Raw genomic sequence first — 17,373 nt, forward strand, 5'->3', positions numbered from 1 at the left:
GGTCACATCAGCGCACCTCCACGTCCCCCCAAGGGCTCGAACGCCCGCAGCACGCAAGGAGGTTGTCTCGCCATGAGGAGGAAACATGCCTGGTCAGCGATGCTGGCGGTGGTCCTGGTGACGGGTGCCCTGCACGCCGCCCCCGCCCAGGCCGCGTCCCAGCTCGTCGTCGATCTCGGCAGCTCGACCGGCGCGCTCAGGTACGGAGCCACCGGCTTCCTGTACGGGCTCGGCGACGAGGGCATCCCGAACGAGACCATGCTCGCCGCCCTCAAACCGCAGGTCACCGCCCAGAAGGCGCCCGACGGCCTGCAGCACCCGAACGGCGACGCCCTCAAGGTCGCCCCCATGTTCAAGCGCGCCGGCGGCCGCGAGATCCAGATCTACATGCAGGACGTCTACAAGCAGTGGCCGTACGAGAACCTGGGCATCAACGACTACCTGGCCAAGGTGGACACGATGGTCAGGAAGGTCGTCGCCGACCCGTACCGCACCTCGTACGTCTACGTCCCCTTCAACGAGCCCGACCAGATCTGGTACGGCGGCAACCTCAACGGGTTCCTGAACGACTACCGGACCGTCTACCGCCGGATCCGCTCCCTGGACCCCGGCGCCCGCATCGCGGGCCCCAACTTCGCGAGCTACCGCTCGGCCGACCTGCGGACGTTCATGCAGTTCGCCCGGGACAACGCCGTGCTGCCGGACGTCACCACCTGGCACGAGCTGGGCGACGACTTCTTCACCGGCTGGCACACCCACTACGCCGACTACCGGGCGATCGAGTCCGCCCTGGGCATCTCCCCCAGGCCGATCACCATCAACGAGTACGGGCGCTTCTCCGGTGATCTGGGCGTGCCGGGCAACCTGGTGCAGTTCGTGGCGAAGTTCGAGAACAGCAAGGTCGACGGCTGCCTGGCGTACTGGACGACGGCCGGCGGGCTCAACGACCTGGTCACAAGGAACAACCAGGCGACCGGCGGCTGGTGGCTGTACAAGTGGTACGGCGAGCTGACCGGCAACACCGTGGCCGTCACCCCGCCCTCGCCCGGCGGCTCCCTCCAGGGCCTGGCCGCGCTCGACCAGGGCAAGAAGCAGGCCAGGGTGATCTTCGGCGGCAACAACCCGGCCAGCGGCACGTACGACACCAACCTGGTCATCAAGGGCATCCCGGGCGCCCTGGGCACCACGGTCCACGCCGCCGTCTGGGGCGTGGACGACACCGGGCTGAACCCCTCCCCCGGCCCGTACAAGGTCACCGAGGCGGACTTCACGCCGTCCGGCGGCCAGATCACGATCCCGCTCACCGGGCTGAAGGGCTCCTCGGCATACCACGTGATCGTGACCCCGGACAAGGACCCGACCGCCGGGTCCCGCTACGAGGCCGAGTACGCCGCCGCGCCGGGCGCGATCACCTACGGCCCGGTCTCCTCCGCGGACGGCGGCGCCACGTTCGTGGTCACCGCGCCCTCGGACGGCTACTACAACGTGGACCTGCGTTACTCGGCCTCCGCCGCCCGCACGGCCAGGCTGCGGCTCAACGGCTCCGACCTGACCGACGTCACCCTGCCCGCCACCCTGCCCGCCACCCTGCCCGCCGCCGCGAGCTGGAGCACCGTCACCACCAAGGTGTTCCTGGCCGCCGGGATCAACCGCCTGGAGGTCAACGCCGCCGGCGCCAACGTCGACTACCTCGACGTGTCGGCGACGACCGGGACGATCACCGCGTACGAGGCGGAGTCCAGCGCCAACACGCTGGGCGGCGCCGCCAGGGTCGCGGCCAACTCCGCCGCCTCGGGCGGGAAGTACGTCGGCTACGTCGGCGCCGGCGCGGCCAACACGCTGCGCTTCAACAACGTCACCGTCGCCTCGGCGGGCCGTTACCGCCTGGTCGTCACGTACGCCAACGGCGAGCTGGGCGAGGGCGCCTCCAACTACAACAGCAACATCGTCGACCGCTACGCCGACATCTCGGTCAACGGCGGCGCGGCCCAGCGGCACTACTTCCGCAACACGCTGGGCTGGTCGAACTACCGAACCACGGTCGTGGACGTGACCCTGGCCGCCGGAGCGAACACGATCACGTTCGGCAACTCCTCCGCCGGCTACGCGCCCGACATCGACCGCATCCAGATCGCCAAGCCGGTCGGCTGACACCCAGCCCGGCCGGTCGGAACGCAGCAGAGGAGATCCATGAACACCAGCGTCGTCTGGGGCCACCCGAGCCTGCGGGTCGTGCTCGACGTCTCACCCGACGGCCCGGTCGGCGTCCGGTCGCTGTCCGGCGGCGACGCCGCCACGGCGCACCTGCCCAGGGCGACGCAGCCGCTGGTGGAGCTGCTGGTCCCGGAGGAGGGCCGGGCGCGGGCCTCGCACCGCTTCTCCCGGACGGCCGTCGGCCTGCGCCTGGCCTACCGGGGCTGCGAGCAGCACAGGGATGGGGTGTGGCACGTGCTGCAGCTCGACCTGCACGACGCGCGGAGCGGGCTGAGCGCCGAGGTGTTCCTGCGCTCGGCGGAGGGCGTCAGCGCGTTCCAGGTCTGGACGCGGGTGACCAACCGCGGCCAGGACCCCCGGCTGCTGCTGGGCCTCACGTCGTTCGCCGCCGCCTTCGCGGGGGCGGTGGACGACCTGGACGTGGTACGGGCCGACAGCGAATGGCTGGGCGAGAGCCGCTGGGTCCGCGAGGCCCTGCGCGAGCACGCCGTACCCGATCTGCGCCTGGGCGGCCACGGGCAGGACGGCCGCGGGCGGCTCGCGGTCGTCAGCACCGGCACCTGGTCGACCGGCTCCCACCTGCCCACCGGCGGCCTCATCGACCGCGCCGGCGGGCAGGCGTGGCTGTGGCAGATCGAGCACAACGGCGCCTGGCGCTGGGAGGTCGGCGAGCGGCTCGACGAGCCGTACGTCGCGTTGTCCGGCCCGACCGACATCGACCACCAGTGGCAGCACCTGCTGCGGCCCGGCGAGTCGTTCACCACGGTGCCGGTGTCGGTGGCGGTGTCCGGCGCGGGCCTGGAAGGGGCGGCCGCCGCGCTCACCGCGCACCGGCGGATGATCGTCCGGCCGCATCCGGACCGGGAGCGGCTGCCGGTGGTGTTCAACGACTACATGAACACGCTGTCGGGTGACCCGACCACGGCCAAGCTGCTGCCGCTGATCGACGCCGCCGCCTCGGCCGGGGCCGAGGTGTTCTGCATCGACGCGGGCTGGTACGACGACGGCGGCACCTGGTGGGACAGCGTCGGCGAATGGCAGCCGTCGCAGACGCGCTTCCCGCGCGGCATCGAGGAGGTCCTCGGCCGCATCAGGGAGCACGGCATGGTGCCGGGGCTGTGGCTCGAACCCGAGGTGATCGGCGTCCGCAGCCCCATGGCCGACAAGCTGCCCGCCGAGGCGTTCCTGCAGCGTGGCGGCGTACGCCTGGTCGAGCACGGCCGCTACCACCTGGACCTGCGCCATCCCCGCGCGATCGCGCACCTGGACCAGGTCGTGGACCGGCTGGTGGAGGAGCTCGGCGTCGGCTATTTCAAGCTCGACTACAACATCGACCCGGGCGCGGGCACCGACCTGGACGCCGACAGCGCCGGGGACGGGCTGCTGGCCTGCAACCGGGCCCACCTGGCGTGGCTGGACGGCGTGCTGGCGCGCCATCCGGGGCTCACCCTGGAGAACTGCGCGTCGGGGGCCATGCGCATGGACTACGCCATGCTGTCCCGGCTGCACCTGCAGTCCACCAGCGATCAGCAGGACTTCCGCCTCTACCCGCCGATCGCGGTGTCGGCGCCGATGTCCGTGCTGCCCGAGCAGTCGGCGAGCTGGGCGTACCCGCAGCCCGACATGTCGGACGAGGAGATCGCCTTCGCGCTGTGCACCGGCATGCTGGGGCGGCTCTACCTGTCCGGCCATCTGGACGCGATGAGCCCCGCCCAGCTCGACTCGGTCCGCGACGCCGTGCGCGTCCACAAGGAGATCCGCGCCGACCTGGCCCGCGCGACGCCCGTGTGGCCGCTGGGGCTGCCGGCCTGGGGTGACCGCCACCTCGCGCTGGGATTGCGTGCCGCGGACGTCACATACCTTGGCGTATGGCGACGCGACGGGGCGAAGCCCGTACGGCTGGACCTGCCGCACCTGGCGGGCCGCGCGGTCGAGATCGACGTGATCTACCCGCGGCACCTGCCGGACTGGGCTCGCGACTGGCAGCCCGGCGCCGGCGTGTTGACGCTCACCCCCTGCTGCGACGAGCCCCACTCCGCCCGGATCCTCCGCATCCGCACCGCCTCATGAAAGAGACCACCATGAACACCAAATGGACGGCCGCCGCCGCCGCGACGGCGCTCGCGCTCGGCCTGGCCGCGTGCAGCGACCCCTCCGTCGAGACCTCCTCCGCCGCGCCCGCCACCGCCGCGGCCTGGCCCGACCCGGTCGCCAAGCTCGACGGCGTCAAGCTGACGATCTGGGCCGCCCAGAACAGCAACACCGTGCCCAAGGCGGTCATCGCCGGGTTCCAGAAGGCGACGGGCGCGACGGTCGAGGTCGTGACGATCCCGGACCCGTACGAGCAGGGCATCCAGACCAAGGTCGCCACCGGTGACAAGCCCGACCTGGCGTTCTGGCAGCCGACCGCGTCCATGCTGACCGCGATCAACGCCAAGGCCAACCTCCAGCCGCTGAACGACGCGCCGTGGCTGGCGCAGCTCTCGCCGGACCTGAAGGACATCACCGGCATCCTGGACGGCGCCCGGTACGCGGCCCTCATCACGAGCCCCGCCGTCGAGGGCGTCTACTACAACAAGGAGGTCTTCGCCGCCAACAAGATCGCCAGCACGCCGAAGAACTTCGACGAGATGGTGAAGCTGGGGCGCGCGCTGAAGGCCAAGGGCGTCACGCCGTTCTTCGAGATGGCCGGCGACAAGTGGGCGACCCAGTGGTGGGTGCAGGTCCAGCTCGCGGACGCGGCCAAGGACGGCCTGTGGGAGCGGATCAACACGGGCAAGGAGACGTTCAACAGCCCGGCCGTCGTCGGGGCGATCAAGACGTACAAGTCGCTGATCGACGAGGGGCTGTTCAACTCCGACATCAAGACGGCGAAGTTCGAGGACCAGGGCGCGGCGCTGCTGTCCGGCAAGGCGGCCATGGTCGTGCAGGTGAACTCGTTCTTCGGGCAGCTGCAGGCCTCGGCCGACACCGCCACGCTGAACAAGAAGATCGGCTTCTTCCCGATCTCGCCGTCGGGGAACGTCGGCACGTTCATCCCCGACCAGTCGAACGCGCTGGTGGCCTTCAAGACCGGGGACGCCAAGCGCGAGGCCGCGGCGCGGCAGCTGCTGGCGTACTGGATGGGGCCCGGCTACAAGGACTTCGTCGCCGACCGCAACACCGTCTCCCTGGAGCCGTCGGTGCCCAGCCCGGCGGGCGTGCCGCAGGCGCTGCTGGACGTGCACGCCGCGCTGCCCACCGCGGTCGGGTCGATGCAGGCGCTGGCGGTGGCCAACCCGGACCTGTACCTGAACCTGGCCGACATGATCACCGGGACCATGACGCCGGAGAAGGTCGCCTCGGCCACCCAGGATCAGTTCGCCCAGCTCGCCAAGGCCGCCGGGGCGAGCGGTTTCTGACGTGCTGATCACCACCTCGCGGCAGGCCGCCTCCCGAACCACGACCGCGACCCGCGGGCGCCCGGTCGTCGGGAGGCGGACGCACCCCATGTGGTTCATGGCTCCGGCGTTCGCCATCCTGCTGGTGTTCTTCTTCCTGCCGACGCTGTTCAACTTCGTCTACGCCTTCACCGACTGGTCGGGCTTCAAGAGCGCGATCCGGCCGGTCGGGGTGGACAACTTCACCGACCTGGGCTCCAACGGCACGCTGTTCCGGTCGCTGCGGGTCACGGTCGTGTACGCGGTGCTGGTGGCGATCTTCCAGAACGCGTTCGGCTTCGGCCTGGCCGTGCTGCTCGAACGCGACACCTGGCTCAACCGGGTGGCCAGGGTGTTCTTCCTCATCCCGGTGCTGATGTCGGCGCTCGCCGTCGGCTACATCTTCCAGGCGCTGCTCAAGCCGACGGGCGGCCTGAACCGGCTGCTCGGGATCGACTACGCCTGGCTGGGCGACACCACCTGGACGATCGTGGTCGTCGCGCTGATCCACGCGTGGAAGTGGATGGGGCTGTCGATGCTCATCTACCTGGCGGGGCTGAAGACCGTGCCGGACGACATCGTGGAGGCCGCCCACATCGACGGGGCCTCGCGGTGGCGTACGTTCTGGGCGGTCCGCTTCCCGCTGCTGGCGCCCGCGATCACGTTCAACGTCGCCACGGCGCTGCTGGGCTCGATGAACGGCTTCGACATCGCCCAGGCCACCACCGGCGGCGGGCCCGCCCGTACGACGGAGATCCTGAACATCTTCATCTACCGCACCTTCGGCCAGGGGCTGTTCGCGCAGGCCACGACGATGAGCCTGGTGCTGTTCCTGCTGGTGGCCCTCATGGCCTTCCCTGTCATCTACGTGCTGCGCAAGCGGGAGGAGATCCTGTGACCCCCGTCGTCCCCGAGCGCCGCGGTGTGAGCGACGCGCCGGTGTGGCGCCGGCTCCAGCCGGTGGTCACGTTCGTGCTCGTGGTGCTGTCCATCGGCATCCCGCTGTGGCTGGTGCTGGTGACGGCGGCCAAGTCCCGCGGCGAGGCGCTCACGCCGGACCTGTCGCTGCCGACCGAGTGGCACCTGCTGGAGAACCTGCGGCAGGTGTGGGGCGACGGCGAGGTCCTGCGGGCGTCGCTGGGCAGCCTGCTCGTCGTCGTGCCCTCGGTGATCGGGGTGCTGCTGTTCGGGTCGATGGCGGCCTGGATCCTGGCCCGCCGCGCCACGCGGCTCAACGCCGTCCTGTACGCGCTGGCGATCAGCGGCATCGTGCTGCCGCCCGCCGTCGTCACCGTCGTCCTGCTGCTGCGCCAGCTCGGCCTGGCCGGGAGCGCCGTCGGGATGATCGGCGTCTACATGGGCATCTACATGTCCACGGTGATCTTCTTCGTCACCGGCTTCGTGCGGACGATCCCCACCTCCCTGGAGGAGGCGGCGCAGCTCGACGGGGCGAGCCCGATGCGGGTGTTCTGGCTGGTGGTGCTGCCGCTGCTGCGCCCGGTGCTGGCCACGGCCACCATCCTGGTCTGCCTGTACGTGTGGAACGACGTCTTCTACGCCTTCTTCGTGATCGGCGGACGCCTGGACACGCTGCCTCTCAACCTCTTCCGCGTGGCCAGCGCCGGGCTCTATCTCAACAACTGGCACCTGATCTTCGCGTACGTGATCCTGATGAGCCTGCCGCTGGTCGTGGTCTTCGCCGTCGCCCAACGCAAGATCATCTCGGGGATCACCAGCGGCGCCGTCAAGTAGCGGGCCGGCCGGTTCCGGAGCCGTCCAGCAGGCGCCGTACGTCCTGCAGGAGTTTCTGGTCGGCGGCCAGGTGCGCCTCGGCGTTGTCGAACAGGGCGTCGGCCAGCGGTGACAGCCCCGCCTTCGCCTCGCGCCCGGCGGCGAGCGCCACCCGCCGGGCCTCCAGCGCCCGGAACGAGGCCGCCACCAGGTCCCGCGCCTCGCCGGACTCCAGAAGCGCGTGCCAGCGCAGCGCCAGCGCGAAGTCGGACCTCGTGGAGTGCGGGGGCGCGGCGAGCGCCTTGCGCAGCAGGTCGCGGAGCGTGCGCCGGCCCTCGGGCGTGATCGCGTAGACGCGGCGCAGCCGATCGCCGGTGCGCTCCTCGGAGTGGGTCTCCGCCAGCCCCTCGGCCTCCAGCTTGGCCAGGGCGTGGTAGACCGACCCCGGCTTCACGTCGGTCCATTGCTCCAGCGCCCCGGCCGTGACGAGCTGGTTGATCTCGTAGCCGTGCCGCGGCCCCTCGTTGAGCAGCCCCAGGACGAGCATCCGGGTCGACGACACTCCACACCTCCACGCGATAGTCAAGGTTGACCATACCAGCGGCGCCATGCTCATATAGTCAAACTTGATTATTCAAAGTGGAGGTTCCTTGCTGTTCTCACGTCTCGCGCGCCGGATGGACGCGCTCGTCAGCGCGTACACGCGGCTCGGCAGGTTCAGCGGCGCGGTGCTGGTCGCCCGCGGCGACCGGCGGCTCTTCGCCAAGGGGTACGGCCACGCCGACCACGAGCACGGGGCGCCCAACACGCCGGCGACGGCGTTCCGCATCGGATCGCAGACCAAGACGTTCACCGCGATCGCGATCCTGCAGTTGCAGGAGCAGGGCCGGCTCCGCGTCACCGACCCGCTCGCCCGCCACCTGCCCGGCTACCCGCACGGCGAGCGGATCACCCTGCACCATCTGCTGACCAACACCTCGGGCATCCCCGACTACGTCACGACGGACGGCTTCACCCGCGTCATGGGGACGCCGCGCACCCGGCGGCAGCTCATCGACGGCTTCAAGGACCGGCCCCTGCTGTTCGAGCCCGGCGCGCGGATGAGTTACAGCAACTCGGGCTGGATCCTGCTGGGCGAGGTGATCGAGCGGCTGTCCGGCCTGACCTACGGCGAATACCTGCGCCGGAACGTCCTCATCCCCCTGGCCATGCAGCGCAGCGGCCTGGCCGGCGGCGCCGGGACCGCCGTCGGCTACATGTCGGCCGACGGCGGGCTCACCAGGACCCCGTACCTGGACAACTCCAACCAGGACGCTGCCGGAGCGCTCCACTCGACGGTCGAGGACCTGCACCGCTGGAACCGCGGCCTGCCCCGGCTGCTGCGGCGCGAGTCGCTGGCGGAGCTGTTCGGGCCGCACGTCGAGTCCGACGGCACCGGGTACGGCTACGGCTGCTGGGTGAGCGGCGACCGGGTGGAGAGCGCGGGCGGCACCATCGGATTCGTCAGCGTCTCAGCCCGGTACCGGCGCGACGACCTCTTCGTGACCGTTCTGTCCAACATCGAGAACGCCGCCTTCTCCGAGATCGAGTCCGCGCTGGCGGCCATCGCCCGCGGCGAGCCGTATGAACTGCCGAGCCGGCGCCTCTTCGTCACCGTCGCCCCGGACCTCCTCGACCGGTACACCGGCCGCTACACCATGCGGTACATGGGACGCACCTCCACGATGGACGTCACGCGGGAGGGCGAGCGGCTCATGGTGGAGGTGCACGGGCTGGTCAGGACGGAGCTGCGCCCGATGTCGGAGACCCGCTTCTTCGCCAGGATGAAGGGCGAGGTCGAGCTGGACTTCCTGGCGAACGGCGAGGTCGCGCTCAACTGGGCGGGTCACGAGGTCACCGCCCGGCCAGTCTGAACGCCCCGGCCCGCCCACCATGGCGAGGAGCGGGTGGGCCGGGGGTGTGCCTGTTGGTCAGGCGCAGGTGTAGCCGGATGGGAGGGCGGTGTCGCCGTTCGGGCGGGTCGCCTGGAAGCCGACGCTGGTGGTGGCGGCTCCGGGGGCGAGGGTGCCGTTGTGGCCGGCGTTCTTGATGGTCACGGTCTGCCCGCTGACGGTGGCGGTGCCGTTCCACGAGCCGGTGAGCGTGTGCCCGGCCGGCAGCGTGAAGGTGACCGTCCATCCGTTGATCGTCGAGGTGCCGGTGTTGGTGACGGTCAGGGGCTGGATGACGTACCCGGTGGCCCACTGGGTCTGCACGGTGGGGACGGCCGTGCACCTTCCGGTGGAGGTGCCGGGCTGGGTGGTGACCTGTGCGGTGTTCGAGACCGGCGAGGTGTTGCCCGCGGCGTCGCGCGCCCTGACCTGGTAGCGGTAGGTGGTGCTCGGGGTCAGGCCCGTGTCGCTGAACGAGGTCGTGGCCGAGGTGCCGGCCTGGGTGAACGTGCCGCCGCTCGCGCCGGGCGCGCGCAGGATGTCGTAGCCGGCGACGCCGGTGTCGTCCGTCGAGGCCGTCCAGCTCAGGGTCGTGCCCGTGGCCGTGGTCGCCGAGGCCACCAGGCCGGCCGGGGCCGTCGGCGGCGAGGTGTCGCCACCGCCGGTCGTCGTGAACGTGACCGGTTGCGAGTCGCCGGACAGGTTGCCGGCGCCGTCCCGCGCCCGCACGTACACCTGGTACTGGGTGTTCGCGGTCAGCCCGGTGAGGGTGATCGAGTTGGTGGTGGACTGGCCGAGCTGCGGGTCGGTGGCGCCCTGCTCGCGGTAGACGTTGTAGCCGGCCAGGCCGGAGCCGCCCTGGTCGGTGGACGCGGCCCAGGTCAGCGTGGCGCCGGTGGCGGTCACGCTGGACGCGGCGGGGGTGCCGGGCGTGCTCGGCGGGGTGGTGTCGCCGGAGTCGCCGAGGGTGGGGGTCTGCCAGTCCCTCCACTCGGCCAGATTGCCGAGCGCCTTGGCCGAGATCCTGATCGCGCCGGGAGCGTTGCCCGTCTTCAGCAGGAACTTCTGGATGTTCTGCTGGAGCGGGGTCCGCCATTCCGCCCTGTTGGCGCAGTGGTTGCCGTCCTGGATGTCGGACCAGTACGTGAGGTTGTCTCCCGCGCCGAGCGCCTTGTAGACCTCGGCTCCACCCAGGGCCGCCACGCTGGCGGACTTGGGTCCGAGGTTGGTGATGTGCGGATTGTCCATGATGAACAGTCCGCGTGGCGCGACCATGGCCACCATCTCATGCGTGTCCACCGGCAGCCTGGCCGGGCTGCTCGTGAAGGAGCCGAACGCGTCGCCGAGCCACGACTGCTCTCCGTACGCGCTGCTCAGGCTCTGGGCGCCCTCCCCGGGAATGCCGCGGAAGATGGGAACGCCGGCGCTGCCCGACTCGATCGGCATGGTCAAGGCGATGCGCTGATCGAACGCGCCGATCACGAAAGCGCCCTTTCCGAATCGCGAGCAGCCGGTGACGCCGGTCGCATCCGCTTTGAGAATGCTTCCGCCCGACTGTTCGATGACGTCGATGATCCGGCTCACGCCCCAGGCCCAGGCGAGCAGCAGCCCCGTGCTGCTGGAGGAGCCGTAAATGCTGTAGAAAGCGCCCTGTTTGTTGTTGCGCGGCGTGCCCTCTTTCCCGACCGCGTACGGGTCGTAATTGATGACGGCGGCGCCGGCCGCTTTGATGGCGGCCGTGTCCGCGCCGAATCCGCCCAGGACGACGACGGCGGGGAAAGGTCCGGAACCGCTCGGCAGATCGACGCTCGCCGAGAAACTCGAGCTCCTGCCGTTGTGGTTCACATTCACGGTGATGCCGGTCCTGGAGACCGTTCCGGTGACGCTGGCCGGCTTTCCGGGCTTCTCACCGTAGACGAATTTCTCGGCCAGCTTTTTGATCTCCTGCCGCCGGCAACGCCATTCGGACTTGGCGGAGATGCGCGTACCGTCCAGTTTCTTGAAGGGGTCGGGAAGCTTGGAGTTGGTGGGCAGGGAGCCTGCGTCGGGCAGGCCGGTCACCGTGCAGTCTGCGCCCTCGTCCTCGACTCCGGCAGCCGCGACGGCCTCGGGGGGCGCTACCGTCACCGCTCCGGCGACCGACAGCGTCAGCGCTGCCGTCAGCGCGACGACCCTCGAACGGATCTTGGAGCGGGCCAGGCTGGTGATCACCAGGGCTCTCCCTTCCGGGTGGAGTTTTGGCGATCAGTCTGGAAACCCTTATGAAACATGTCAACACTGAGCCGAAACGTTTCAAGAGTGGAGGTTTTTGAGCTGGGCTTGCTGGTTTGACGATGCCGAAACTTTCGGAAAGTCGGCCGAATGTGGGGCATCATCCCTCGGCACTATCCGCCACCCCGAAAGTTTCGAGCGTGCGGTCAGCGGCTGAAGGACGGCTGGTTGGCGGCGAGGGTGCGGACGGCCGACACGACCGCCTCGCGGCGCCGGGCCAGGGCCGCCCGGTCGTCCTGCTCGTCGAGGACGAGGCGGCACAGCTGGGGGACGGCGAAGTTCCAGGCCACCAGCCCGAGCACGGTGAACATCCAGTCCTGGGCGGCGCAGGTGCGCTCGGGCTCGCCCAATCCGGCGCCGACGCCGGCGTCCACGAGGTCGCGTACGTTGCCCCGGTAGGCCGCGCGGCGCTCGTCCTCGCCCTGGACGGGACCCGGGCCGCTTTCCAGCGCCTCCCACAGCAGCAACCTGATCAGGTCCGGGTGGTCCTGGTACCAGTCGAACAGCTGCCCCACGGAGTCGGCCACCGCGCCGGGATCGAGGGTGCCCGCGTGGCAGACCTCGTCGACCTTGGCCCGCACCACGGCGCCGAACAGCTTCTCCTTGCCCCCGAAGTACAGGTAGATCGCCTGCTTGTTGGCCTTGGCGGCGGCGGCGATGCGCTCGACCCGGGCGCCGGCCAGGCCGTGCGCGGCGAACTCGGCGGTGGCGGACTCGAAGATCCGCTGTCTGGTGGCCTCCGCGTCGTAGCTCATGTCCAGAATTAAACCATCCAGTTGACTTTGCGGGCGACTTCCGCTTCGATCTAAACCAACCAGATGGTTTATTTCTGAGGAGACATCATGTCCGTAACTCCCGTGCCGGTCCGCTCGCCGCTGCCCACCGGTCTCGCCGGCTCCACCGTTGTCCTCATCGGCGGCACCTCGGGCATCGGCCTGTCCGCCGGCGTGCTGCTGGGTGGGGTGGGCGCCCGGGTCGTGCTGGTCGGCCGCGACCAGGCCAGGCTGGCGGCCGCCGTGGACCGCGTACGCGAGGCGGCCCCGGCCGGCGGCCCGGCGGACTCGGTGCTCGGCGTCTCCGCCGACGGGTCGGACGAGGACGCGCTGGCGGAGGTCTTCGAGCAGGCCGGCCAGGTCGACCACGTGCTCGTGACGGCCGGCGGCATCGGCGGCGCGGGCCCGGTGACCGAGCTCTCCCGCGACGACCTCCGTTCGGTCCTGGACGCCCGCCTCTGGGGCGCGTTCGCCGCCGCCCGGCTCGCGGCGGCCCGGCTGCCGGCGGGCGGCTCGATCACGTTCACCTCGGGCACGTACGTCCTCCGCCCGGTCCCCGGGATGACCGGCCCGCTGGCGGCCGTCGGCGCCGTCGAGACCTTCACCAGGGCGCTCGCCGTCGAGCTGGCGCCGAAGCGGCTCCGGGTGAACGCCATCCGCTACGGCAGCTTCGACACCCCGCTGCTGCGCACGGTGTCCGGGCTCGACGGCGACGCCGCGGTCGCCAAGGCCGGGGAGGGCACCCCGCTCGGCCGCTTCGGCACCGCCGAGGAGGCCGCCGCCTCGGCCCTGTTCGTGATGGCCAACAACTACGTCACCGGTCAGGTGATCACGGTGGACGGCGGGCAGAGCCTGGCGTGAGACGGACACGGGTGAGCGGCCCCGGGCACCGCTCACCCATGCCCGCGCGGTGGGCGGCGTTCGGCCAGGCTGAGCAGCGCGTCGGCGGTCTTGCCGAGCGCCGGCCCTGGGCCAGGCCCAGCCGCAGGCCCGCCACCACCGCGGGGGCCGCCGACGGCAACTGGATCCGGGTGAGCAGGGCCACGCCGCGCAGCCCGTACGCCTTTCCGGCCTCCACCAGGTGCGGGTCCACGTGGGACAGGGCCGAGGAGAGCGTGGCGTAGACGGGGAAGAGGACGCCTATCGCCACCAGCACGGTCGTCGAGCCCTCCGCGATGCTCAGCCAAAGCACGAGCAGGGGGTCTCGCTTTCCTTTCGTGTGGAATCCGTAGAACCAGGATTCAGGCAGGCGTCCCCATCAAAGTCGCCTTCAGTGCTCGGAGTCGAGTTTCGCCCGCTGGTCCGCCGTCAACTCCAGGTCCACCGCGGCCAGGCTCTCCTCCAACTGCTCGACCGAGGAAGCACCGACCAGCGGGATCATCGGAATCTCGCCGCCGATGAGCCAGGCGAGCACCACCTGGTTGACGGTCGCGCCTGTCTCCTGTGCCACTTCCCGCAGTGCCGCCAGCCGCCGAGGCGTGCCGGGGTGGTCGAACGCGGCATCGAACGGCTTGTCCGCACGTACGTAGCCGCCGCCCAGCAGGGGCGAGTAGGCGACCAGCGTGAGCTCGGGCTCCGCCCTCAGATAGCTGAGCAGGTTCCCGTCGACCACGCCGAAGTTGCCGTCCTGGGACCGCAGCGTCGGCAGATCGGTACGTGGACGCAGGTAGGAATGGTGATACTGCAGGACCTCATAGCCGGGCAGACCTGCCGCAGCCGCCAGGTTCCGGGCCCGTTCGAGCCGCCAGGCCCAGTGGTTGCTCGCCCCGAGAAGGCCGACGGCGCCTGCCTGAACCAGATCCGCGAACGCCTCGACGGTCTCCTCCAGCGGCACCTTGGAACCTTCGAGGTACGCATGTGCGTACAGCAGGTCCAGCTTGTCCATGCCGAGCCGTTCCCTGCTTCGCTCCGAAGATTCCCGGATCACCTGGGCGGACAAGCCCTCAAGGTCGTGGCTGAGGCCGGTCGCCGGAGCGTTGGGCCGTCCGCCGAGTTTGGTGGCGATGACGATCTCATCGGTGACGTTGCGGCTACGGCGCCAGCGGCCGAGCAGCGCTTCGCTCTCGCCTCCCTGAGTGCCATTGACCCAGTAGGCGTAATTGTTGGCGGTGTCAATGAAATTGCCGCCGGCCTCGACGAAGCGGTCAAGAATGGCGAACGACGTCGCCTCGTCGATGGCGGTGCCGAACAACATCGCGCCCAGGCTCAGCACGCTGACGCGACGGCGAGTCTTCGGATCGGTGCCAATCGTGCGGTACTTCATGTGAAATCCTCTCCCGCTGCCCATCCATGTCGGACGTCGGCCGGGATTATTCACCCTAGAGTCGACTCAAGGTCAACCGGAGGCCAGATGGTCACCCCCCGTCGCGGGTCTCGCCGGTGAAGCCGATGCCGAGCGCCTTGCGTACCGGGCTCCTGCCGCCGTCCGCCGCGACCAGGTGACGCGCCCGCAGGGTCTCTCCCGTTCCGAGTCCGGCGGTCACCCCGTGCTCGTCCGGCTCGAGTTCGGCGATCCGCTCGCGCAGCACCGCCTCGGTACGCCACTGCGGGCGCGTCATCACGGTGGGGTACGGGCACCGCGTCGGTGGCCGGGGCGCGCTGCGGCAGGTGACGTCCCGGCGGGCAGGTCCACGGCAAGGGTGACTCCGGTCGGGCCGGCACCGACGATGAGGACGTCCGTCGTTTTCTCCGTGATCACCATGGCGCTGGTGAGCCCGGCCCGGCAGCCGGTCTTGGCGGTGAGGTCGGCGACCATGAACGACGGCACGAGGGCCCACGTGCCGGGCGCCTGCTCGCGGAACACGGCGACCATGGGGTAGCGTGCCAGGACGCGGACGCGCAGGTCGGTGTGGAAGGGCTCGTAGAAGACGAACGCCACGTCCAGGTGGCCCGAGACGACCCGGTCGCTCAGCTCGTCGCCTCTACCGGTCTCCAGCGTCAGGTGCAGCCGGGGCGAGCGGCGCAACCGTTCTGCCCGCGCTCCGCGACGCCTCGATCGAGAAGGTGACGGTGGACCGCAGGATCGTCCCCGCGGACGGCCTGCCCGTGATCGGGCGCAGCCCGGTGTACTCCAACGTGCGCAGCGTCACCACCAACGCCGGCATCACGCTGGGGCCGGTGCTCGCCCAGCTCATGGCTACCGAGGTGCTCGACGGGGCACGCATGGACGTGCTGGACCCGTACCGGGCCGATCGCTTCTGATCATTCCTGTTCGGCGCGGCGGCTTGATCGGCGGCGTACGAGCGTCACGGCGAGCGCCGCGCCACCCATGACCGCGATCGGCAGCCAGAGCGTGGCCCGCATGGCGCCCACGAAACCCTGATGGAAGACGAGCGTGAAGAAGGCGTCCAACTGGGCCCGCGCCTGATCGGGGAGCCCGGCGGGCAGGCGGGGGGCGATCTGTCCAGCGGCGATGTCCTGGCTGCCGGAGGCCACGTGGCTCAGCGTGTCGATCACCTGCGTCCGGTACTGCGGGGGCAGCCGGCCGGCGTCGGCCACGGCGGCGCTCTTGAGGTGGGTGGAGATCTGAGCCTGCAGCACCGCGCCGACGGCCGCGGAGCCGATCACTCCGCCGAGCTGCCGGGTCGTATTGATCAGGCCGGAGGCGGCGCCGGCCATCCGCGGCTCGACGTTGCGCATCGCGACGGTCTGCATCGGCGCGAACGTCATGCCCAGCCCGAAGCCGGCCACGATCAGCCCGGGCAGCAGGTCCAGCCTGCTGGTGTCCACCTGCGAGGACGCGATCAGCACGCCCATGCCGATGGAGAACAGCGACATTCCGGCGAACAGGATCCACTTGCCTCCGACCCGGTCGGCGGCGCGCCCGGCCACCGGCGCCACCAGCATGGAGATCAGCGCCATCGGCGCCATGGTCAGGGCCGCCTGCAGCGCGGACAGCTCCAACACCGACTGCAGGAAGATGGTCAACGGCAGGAACAGGCCGAGCATGCCGAACGCGATCGACGCGGCCACGACGTTCATCACGGAGAAGTTCCGATCCCGGAAGATCTGGAACGGGACCAGCGGCTCCCGGCGCTGCTGCGACCATTGGTGCGCGAAGAAAAGGCCGAGGACCACGACGCCGGCGACCAGGATCTCCACGATCGTGATCGGGCCCCAGACCCTGCCCCAGTCGTGGGACTGGCCCTCGATCAGGCCGAACGTGATCAGGAAGAGCGCCGCGGTGACCAGTACGGTGCCGGTCCAGTCCAGCCGGGGCCGGCGGTTCAACCGCAGGTCCGGCATCACGATCCCGGCGAGCACCAGCGCGATCACGCCGACGGGCAGGTTCACGAAGAAGATCCACTGCCAGCCGAAGTCGGTGACCAGCCACCCGCCCAGCAGCGGCCCGGCCAGCGTGGCCACGCCGGCGACCGCGCCCCAGACGCCGAACGCCGCACCGCGCTTGTCCGACGGGAAGATCACCGTCAGGACGGAGAGGGTCTGCGGTGTGAGCAGCGCGCCGCCCAGCCCCTGGATCACCCGGAAGACGATGAGCTGCGCCGGGTTCTGGGCGAACCCGCATGCGGCCGATGCCGCCGTGAAGATCACAAGTCCGATCATGAAGAGCCGCTTGGGACCGTACAGGTCGCCCAGGCGCCCGGCGGTGATCAGCAGGACCGCATAGATCAGGACGTAGGCGTTGATGATCCACAGGATGTCCGACAGGGACGCCTTGAGGTGGTCGCTCATCTGCGGGATCGCGATGTTCACGATCGTCGTGTCCAGCAGGATCATGAAAAAGCCGAGGCAGAGAGTGAAGAGGACGAGCCAGGGGCTGTGTCTGCGCTCTGTCGTGGTGGCCGTTGAGAGTGTCATGTCGCGAACTCCTTCTCGGCGTAAGGTACGCCGGGCCTCCCGCTGAAAGCCACCGCCGGCGACGCCGCGCCCTCGGCCGGCGGAGGCGGTGGAGCAGCCGGTACGGCAGCGAGTCCCGCATTGTTCGGCTGCGGAGCGGCGGGGTGGGCGCCGAACCGTTCGTCGCTGGTTTCTGACCGCTTGCCGTAAAGATCTTCGATCCTGCATACGGTATGT

16 protein-coding genes are annotated in these 17,373 nt (G+C 70.1%); 8 read left to right on the forward strand and 8 right to left on the reverse strand.

The window, feature by feature from the left end; genetic code table 11:
• Positions 1-72 precede the first annotated feature (72 nt).
• The 5 genes from HD596_RS45275 to HD596_RS45295 are packed head-to-tail and all read left to right on the forward strand — an operon-like array spanning position 73 to position 7,385.
• On the forward strand, positions 73-2,151 hold the full coding sequence (locus HD596_RS45275) for a carbohydrate-binding protein (RefSeq protein ID WP_185075513.1): 2,079 nt from the start codon (positions 73-75) through the stop codon (positions 2,149-2,151).
• 39 nt (positions 2,152-2,190) lie between these two features.
• Entirely contained in the window at positions 2,191-4,284 is a 2,094-nt protein-coding gene (locus tag HD596_RS45280; RefSeq protein ID WP_185075514.1) for a glycoside hydrolase family 36 protein, read from the forward strand.
• A gap of 11 nt (positions 4,285-4,295) precedes the next feature.
• Positions 4,296-5,615: an ABC transporter substrate-binding protein gene (locus HD596_RS45285; protein ID WP_185075515.1), complete on the forward strand. Its 1,320-nt coding sequence runs from the start codon at positions 4,296-4,298 to the stop codon at positions 5,613-5,615.
• A gap of 1 nt (position 5,616) precedes the next feature.
• On the forward strand, positions 5,617-6,531 hold the full coding sequence (locus HD596_RS45290; RefSeq protein ID WP_221519872.1) for a carbohydrate ABC transporter permease: 915 nt from the start codon (positions 5,617-5,619) through the stop codon (positions 6,529-6,531).
• Positions 6,528-7,385, forward strand: coding sequence for a carbohydrate ABC transporter permease (locus HD596_RS45295; protein ID WP_221519873.1), 858 nt, complete (start codon positions 6,528-6,530; stop codon positions 7,383-7,385). The genes HD596_RS45290 and HD596_RS45295 overlap by 4 nt, the downstream gene beginning before the upstream one ends.
• Here the strand turns inward: HD596_RS45295 and HD596_RS45300 are convergent.
• A complete protein-coding gene (locus tag HD596_RS45300) occupies positions 7,378-7,926 on the reverse strand; it encodes a PadR family transcriptional regulator (protein ID WP_185075516.1) in 549 nt (182 codons plus the stop codon). The two genes, HD596_RS45295 and HD596_RS45300, sit on opposite strands and share 8 nt — an antisense overlap.
• A gap of 88 nt (positions 7,927-8,014) precedes the next feature.
• Here HD596_RS45300 and HD596_RS45305 point away from each other — a divergent pair, with 88 nt between their 5' ends.
• The gene (locus HD596_RS45305) at positions 8,015-9,277 is read left to right on the forward strand and encodes a serine hydrolase (protein ID WP_185075517.1); all 1,263 of its coding nucleotides are present in this window, start codon (positions 8,015-8,017) and stop codon (positions 9,275-9,277) included.
• A 57-nt stretch (positions 9,278-9,334) separates the two neighbouring features.
• On the opposite strand, the gene HD596_RS62850 is transcribed toward HD596_RS45305, so the two are convergent.
• Both HD596_RS62850 and HD596_RS45315 read right to left on the reverse strand, forming a co-directional pair.
• Positions 9,335-11,506 (reverse strand): fibronectin type III domain-containing protein, encoded by a 2,172-nt coding sequence (locus tag HD596_RS62850; protein ID WP_313046345.1) that lies wholly within the window; start codon positions 11,504-11,506, stop codon positions 9,335-9,337.
• A 206-nt stretch (positions 11,507-11,712) separates the two neighbouring features.
• Complete coding sequence (locus tag HD596_RS45315) at positions 11,713-12,321, reverse strand: TetR/AcrR family transcriptional regulator (RefSeq protein ID WP_185075518.1); 609 nt, start codon at positions 12,319-12,321, stop codon at positions 11,713-11,715.
• Between the two features lie 87 nt (positions 12,322-12,408).
• On the opposite strand from HD596_RS45315, the gene HD596_RS45320 reads away from it, so the two are divergent.
• Positions 12,409-13,200 (forward strand): SDR family NAD(P)-dependent oxidoreductase, encoded by a 792-nt coding sequence (locus HD596_RS45320; RefSeq protein ID WP_185075519.1) that lies wholly within the window; start codon positions 12,409-12,411, stop codon positions 13,198-13,200.
• On the opposite strand, the gene HD596_RS45325 is transcribed toward HD596_RS45320, so the two are convergent.
• From HD596_RS45325 to HD596_RS60910, 4 genes are all read right to left on the reverse strand, one after another.
• A complete protein-coding gene (locus tag HD596_RS45325; protein WP_221519874.1) occupies positions 13,169-13,531 on the reverse strand; it encodes an ABC transporter permease in 363 nt (120 codons plus the stop codon). The two genes, HD596_RS45320 and HD596_RS45325, sit on opposite strands and share 32 nt — an antisense overlap.
• A gap of 78 nt (positions 13,532-13,609) precedes the next feature.
• A complete protein-coding gene (locus HD596_RS45330) occupies positions 13,610-14,602 on the reverse strand; it encodes an aldo/keto reductase (RefSeq protein WP_185075520.1) in 993 nt (330 codons plus the stop codon).
• A gap of 91 nt (positions 14,603-14,693) precedes the next feature.
• Positions 14,694-14,897: an FAD-dependent monooxygenase gene (locus tag HD596_RS60905; protein ID WP_221519875.1), complete on the reverse strand. Its 204-nt coding sequence runs from the start codon at positions 14,895-14,897 to the stop codon at positions 14,694-14,696.
• Entirely contained in the window at positions 14,897-15,304 is a 408-nt protein-coding gene (locus HD596_RS60910; RefSeq protein ID WP_221519876.1) for a LysR family transcriptional regulator substrate-binding protein, read from the reverse strand. The genes HD596_RS60905 and HD596_RS60910 overlap by 1 nt, the downstream gene beginning before the upstream one ends.
• A 44-nt stretch (positions 15,305-15,348) precedes the next feature.
• Here HD596_RS60910 and HD596_RS45345 point away from each other — a divergent pair, with 44 nt between their 5' ends.
• Complete coding sequence (locus HD596_RS45345; protein ID WP_185075521.1) at positions 15,349-15,540, forward strand: FAD-binding oxidoreductase; 192 nt, start codon at positions 15,349-15,351, stop codon at positions 15,538-15,540.
• Here the strand turns inward: HD596_RS45345 and HD596_RS45350 are convergent, their stop codons facing one another.
• Positions 15,541-17,157 (reverse strand): MFS transporter, encoded by a 1,617-nt coding sequence (locus HD596_RS45350; protein WP_185075522.1) that lies wholly within the window; start codon positions 17,155-17,157, stop codon positions 15,541-15,543.
• Positions 17,158-17,373: the final 216 nt, after the last annotated feature.

This window comes from Nonomuraea jabiensis, from assembly GCF_014204795.1.
In the GTDB taxonomy this organism is placed as follows: Bacteria; Actinomycetota; Actinomycetes; order Streptosporangiales; family Streptosporangiaceae; genus Nonomuraea; species Nonomuraea jabiensis.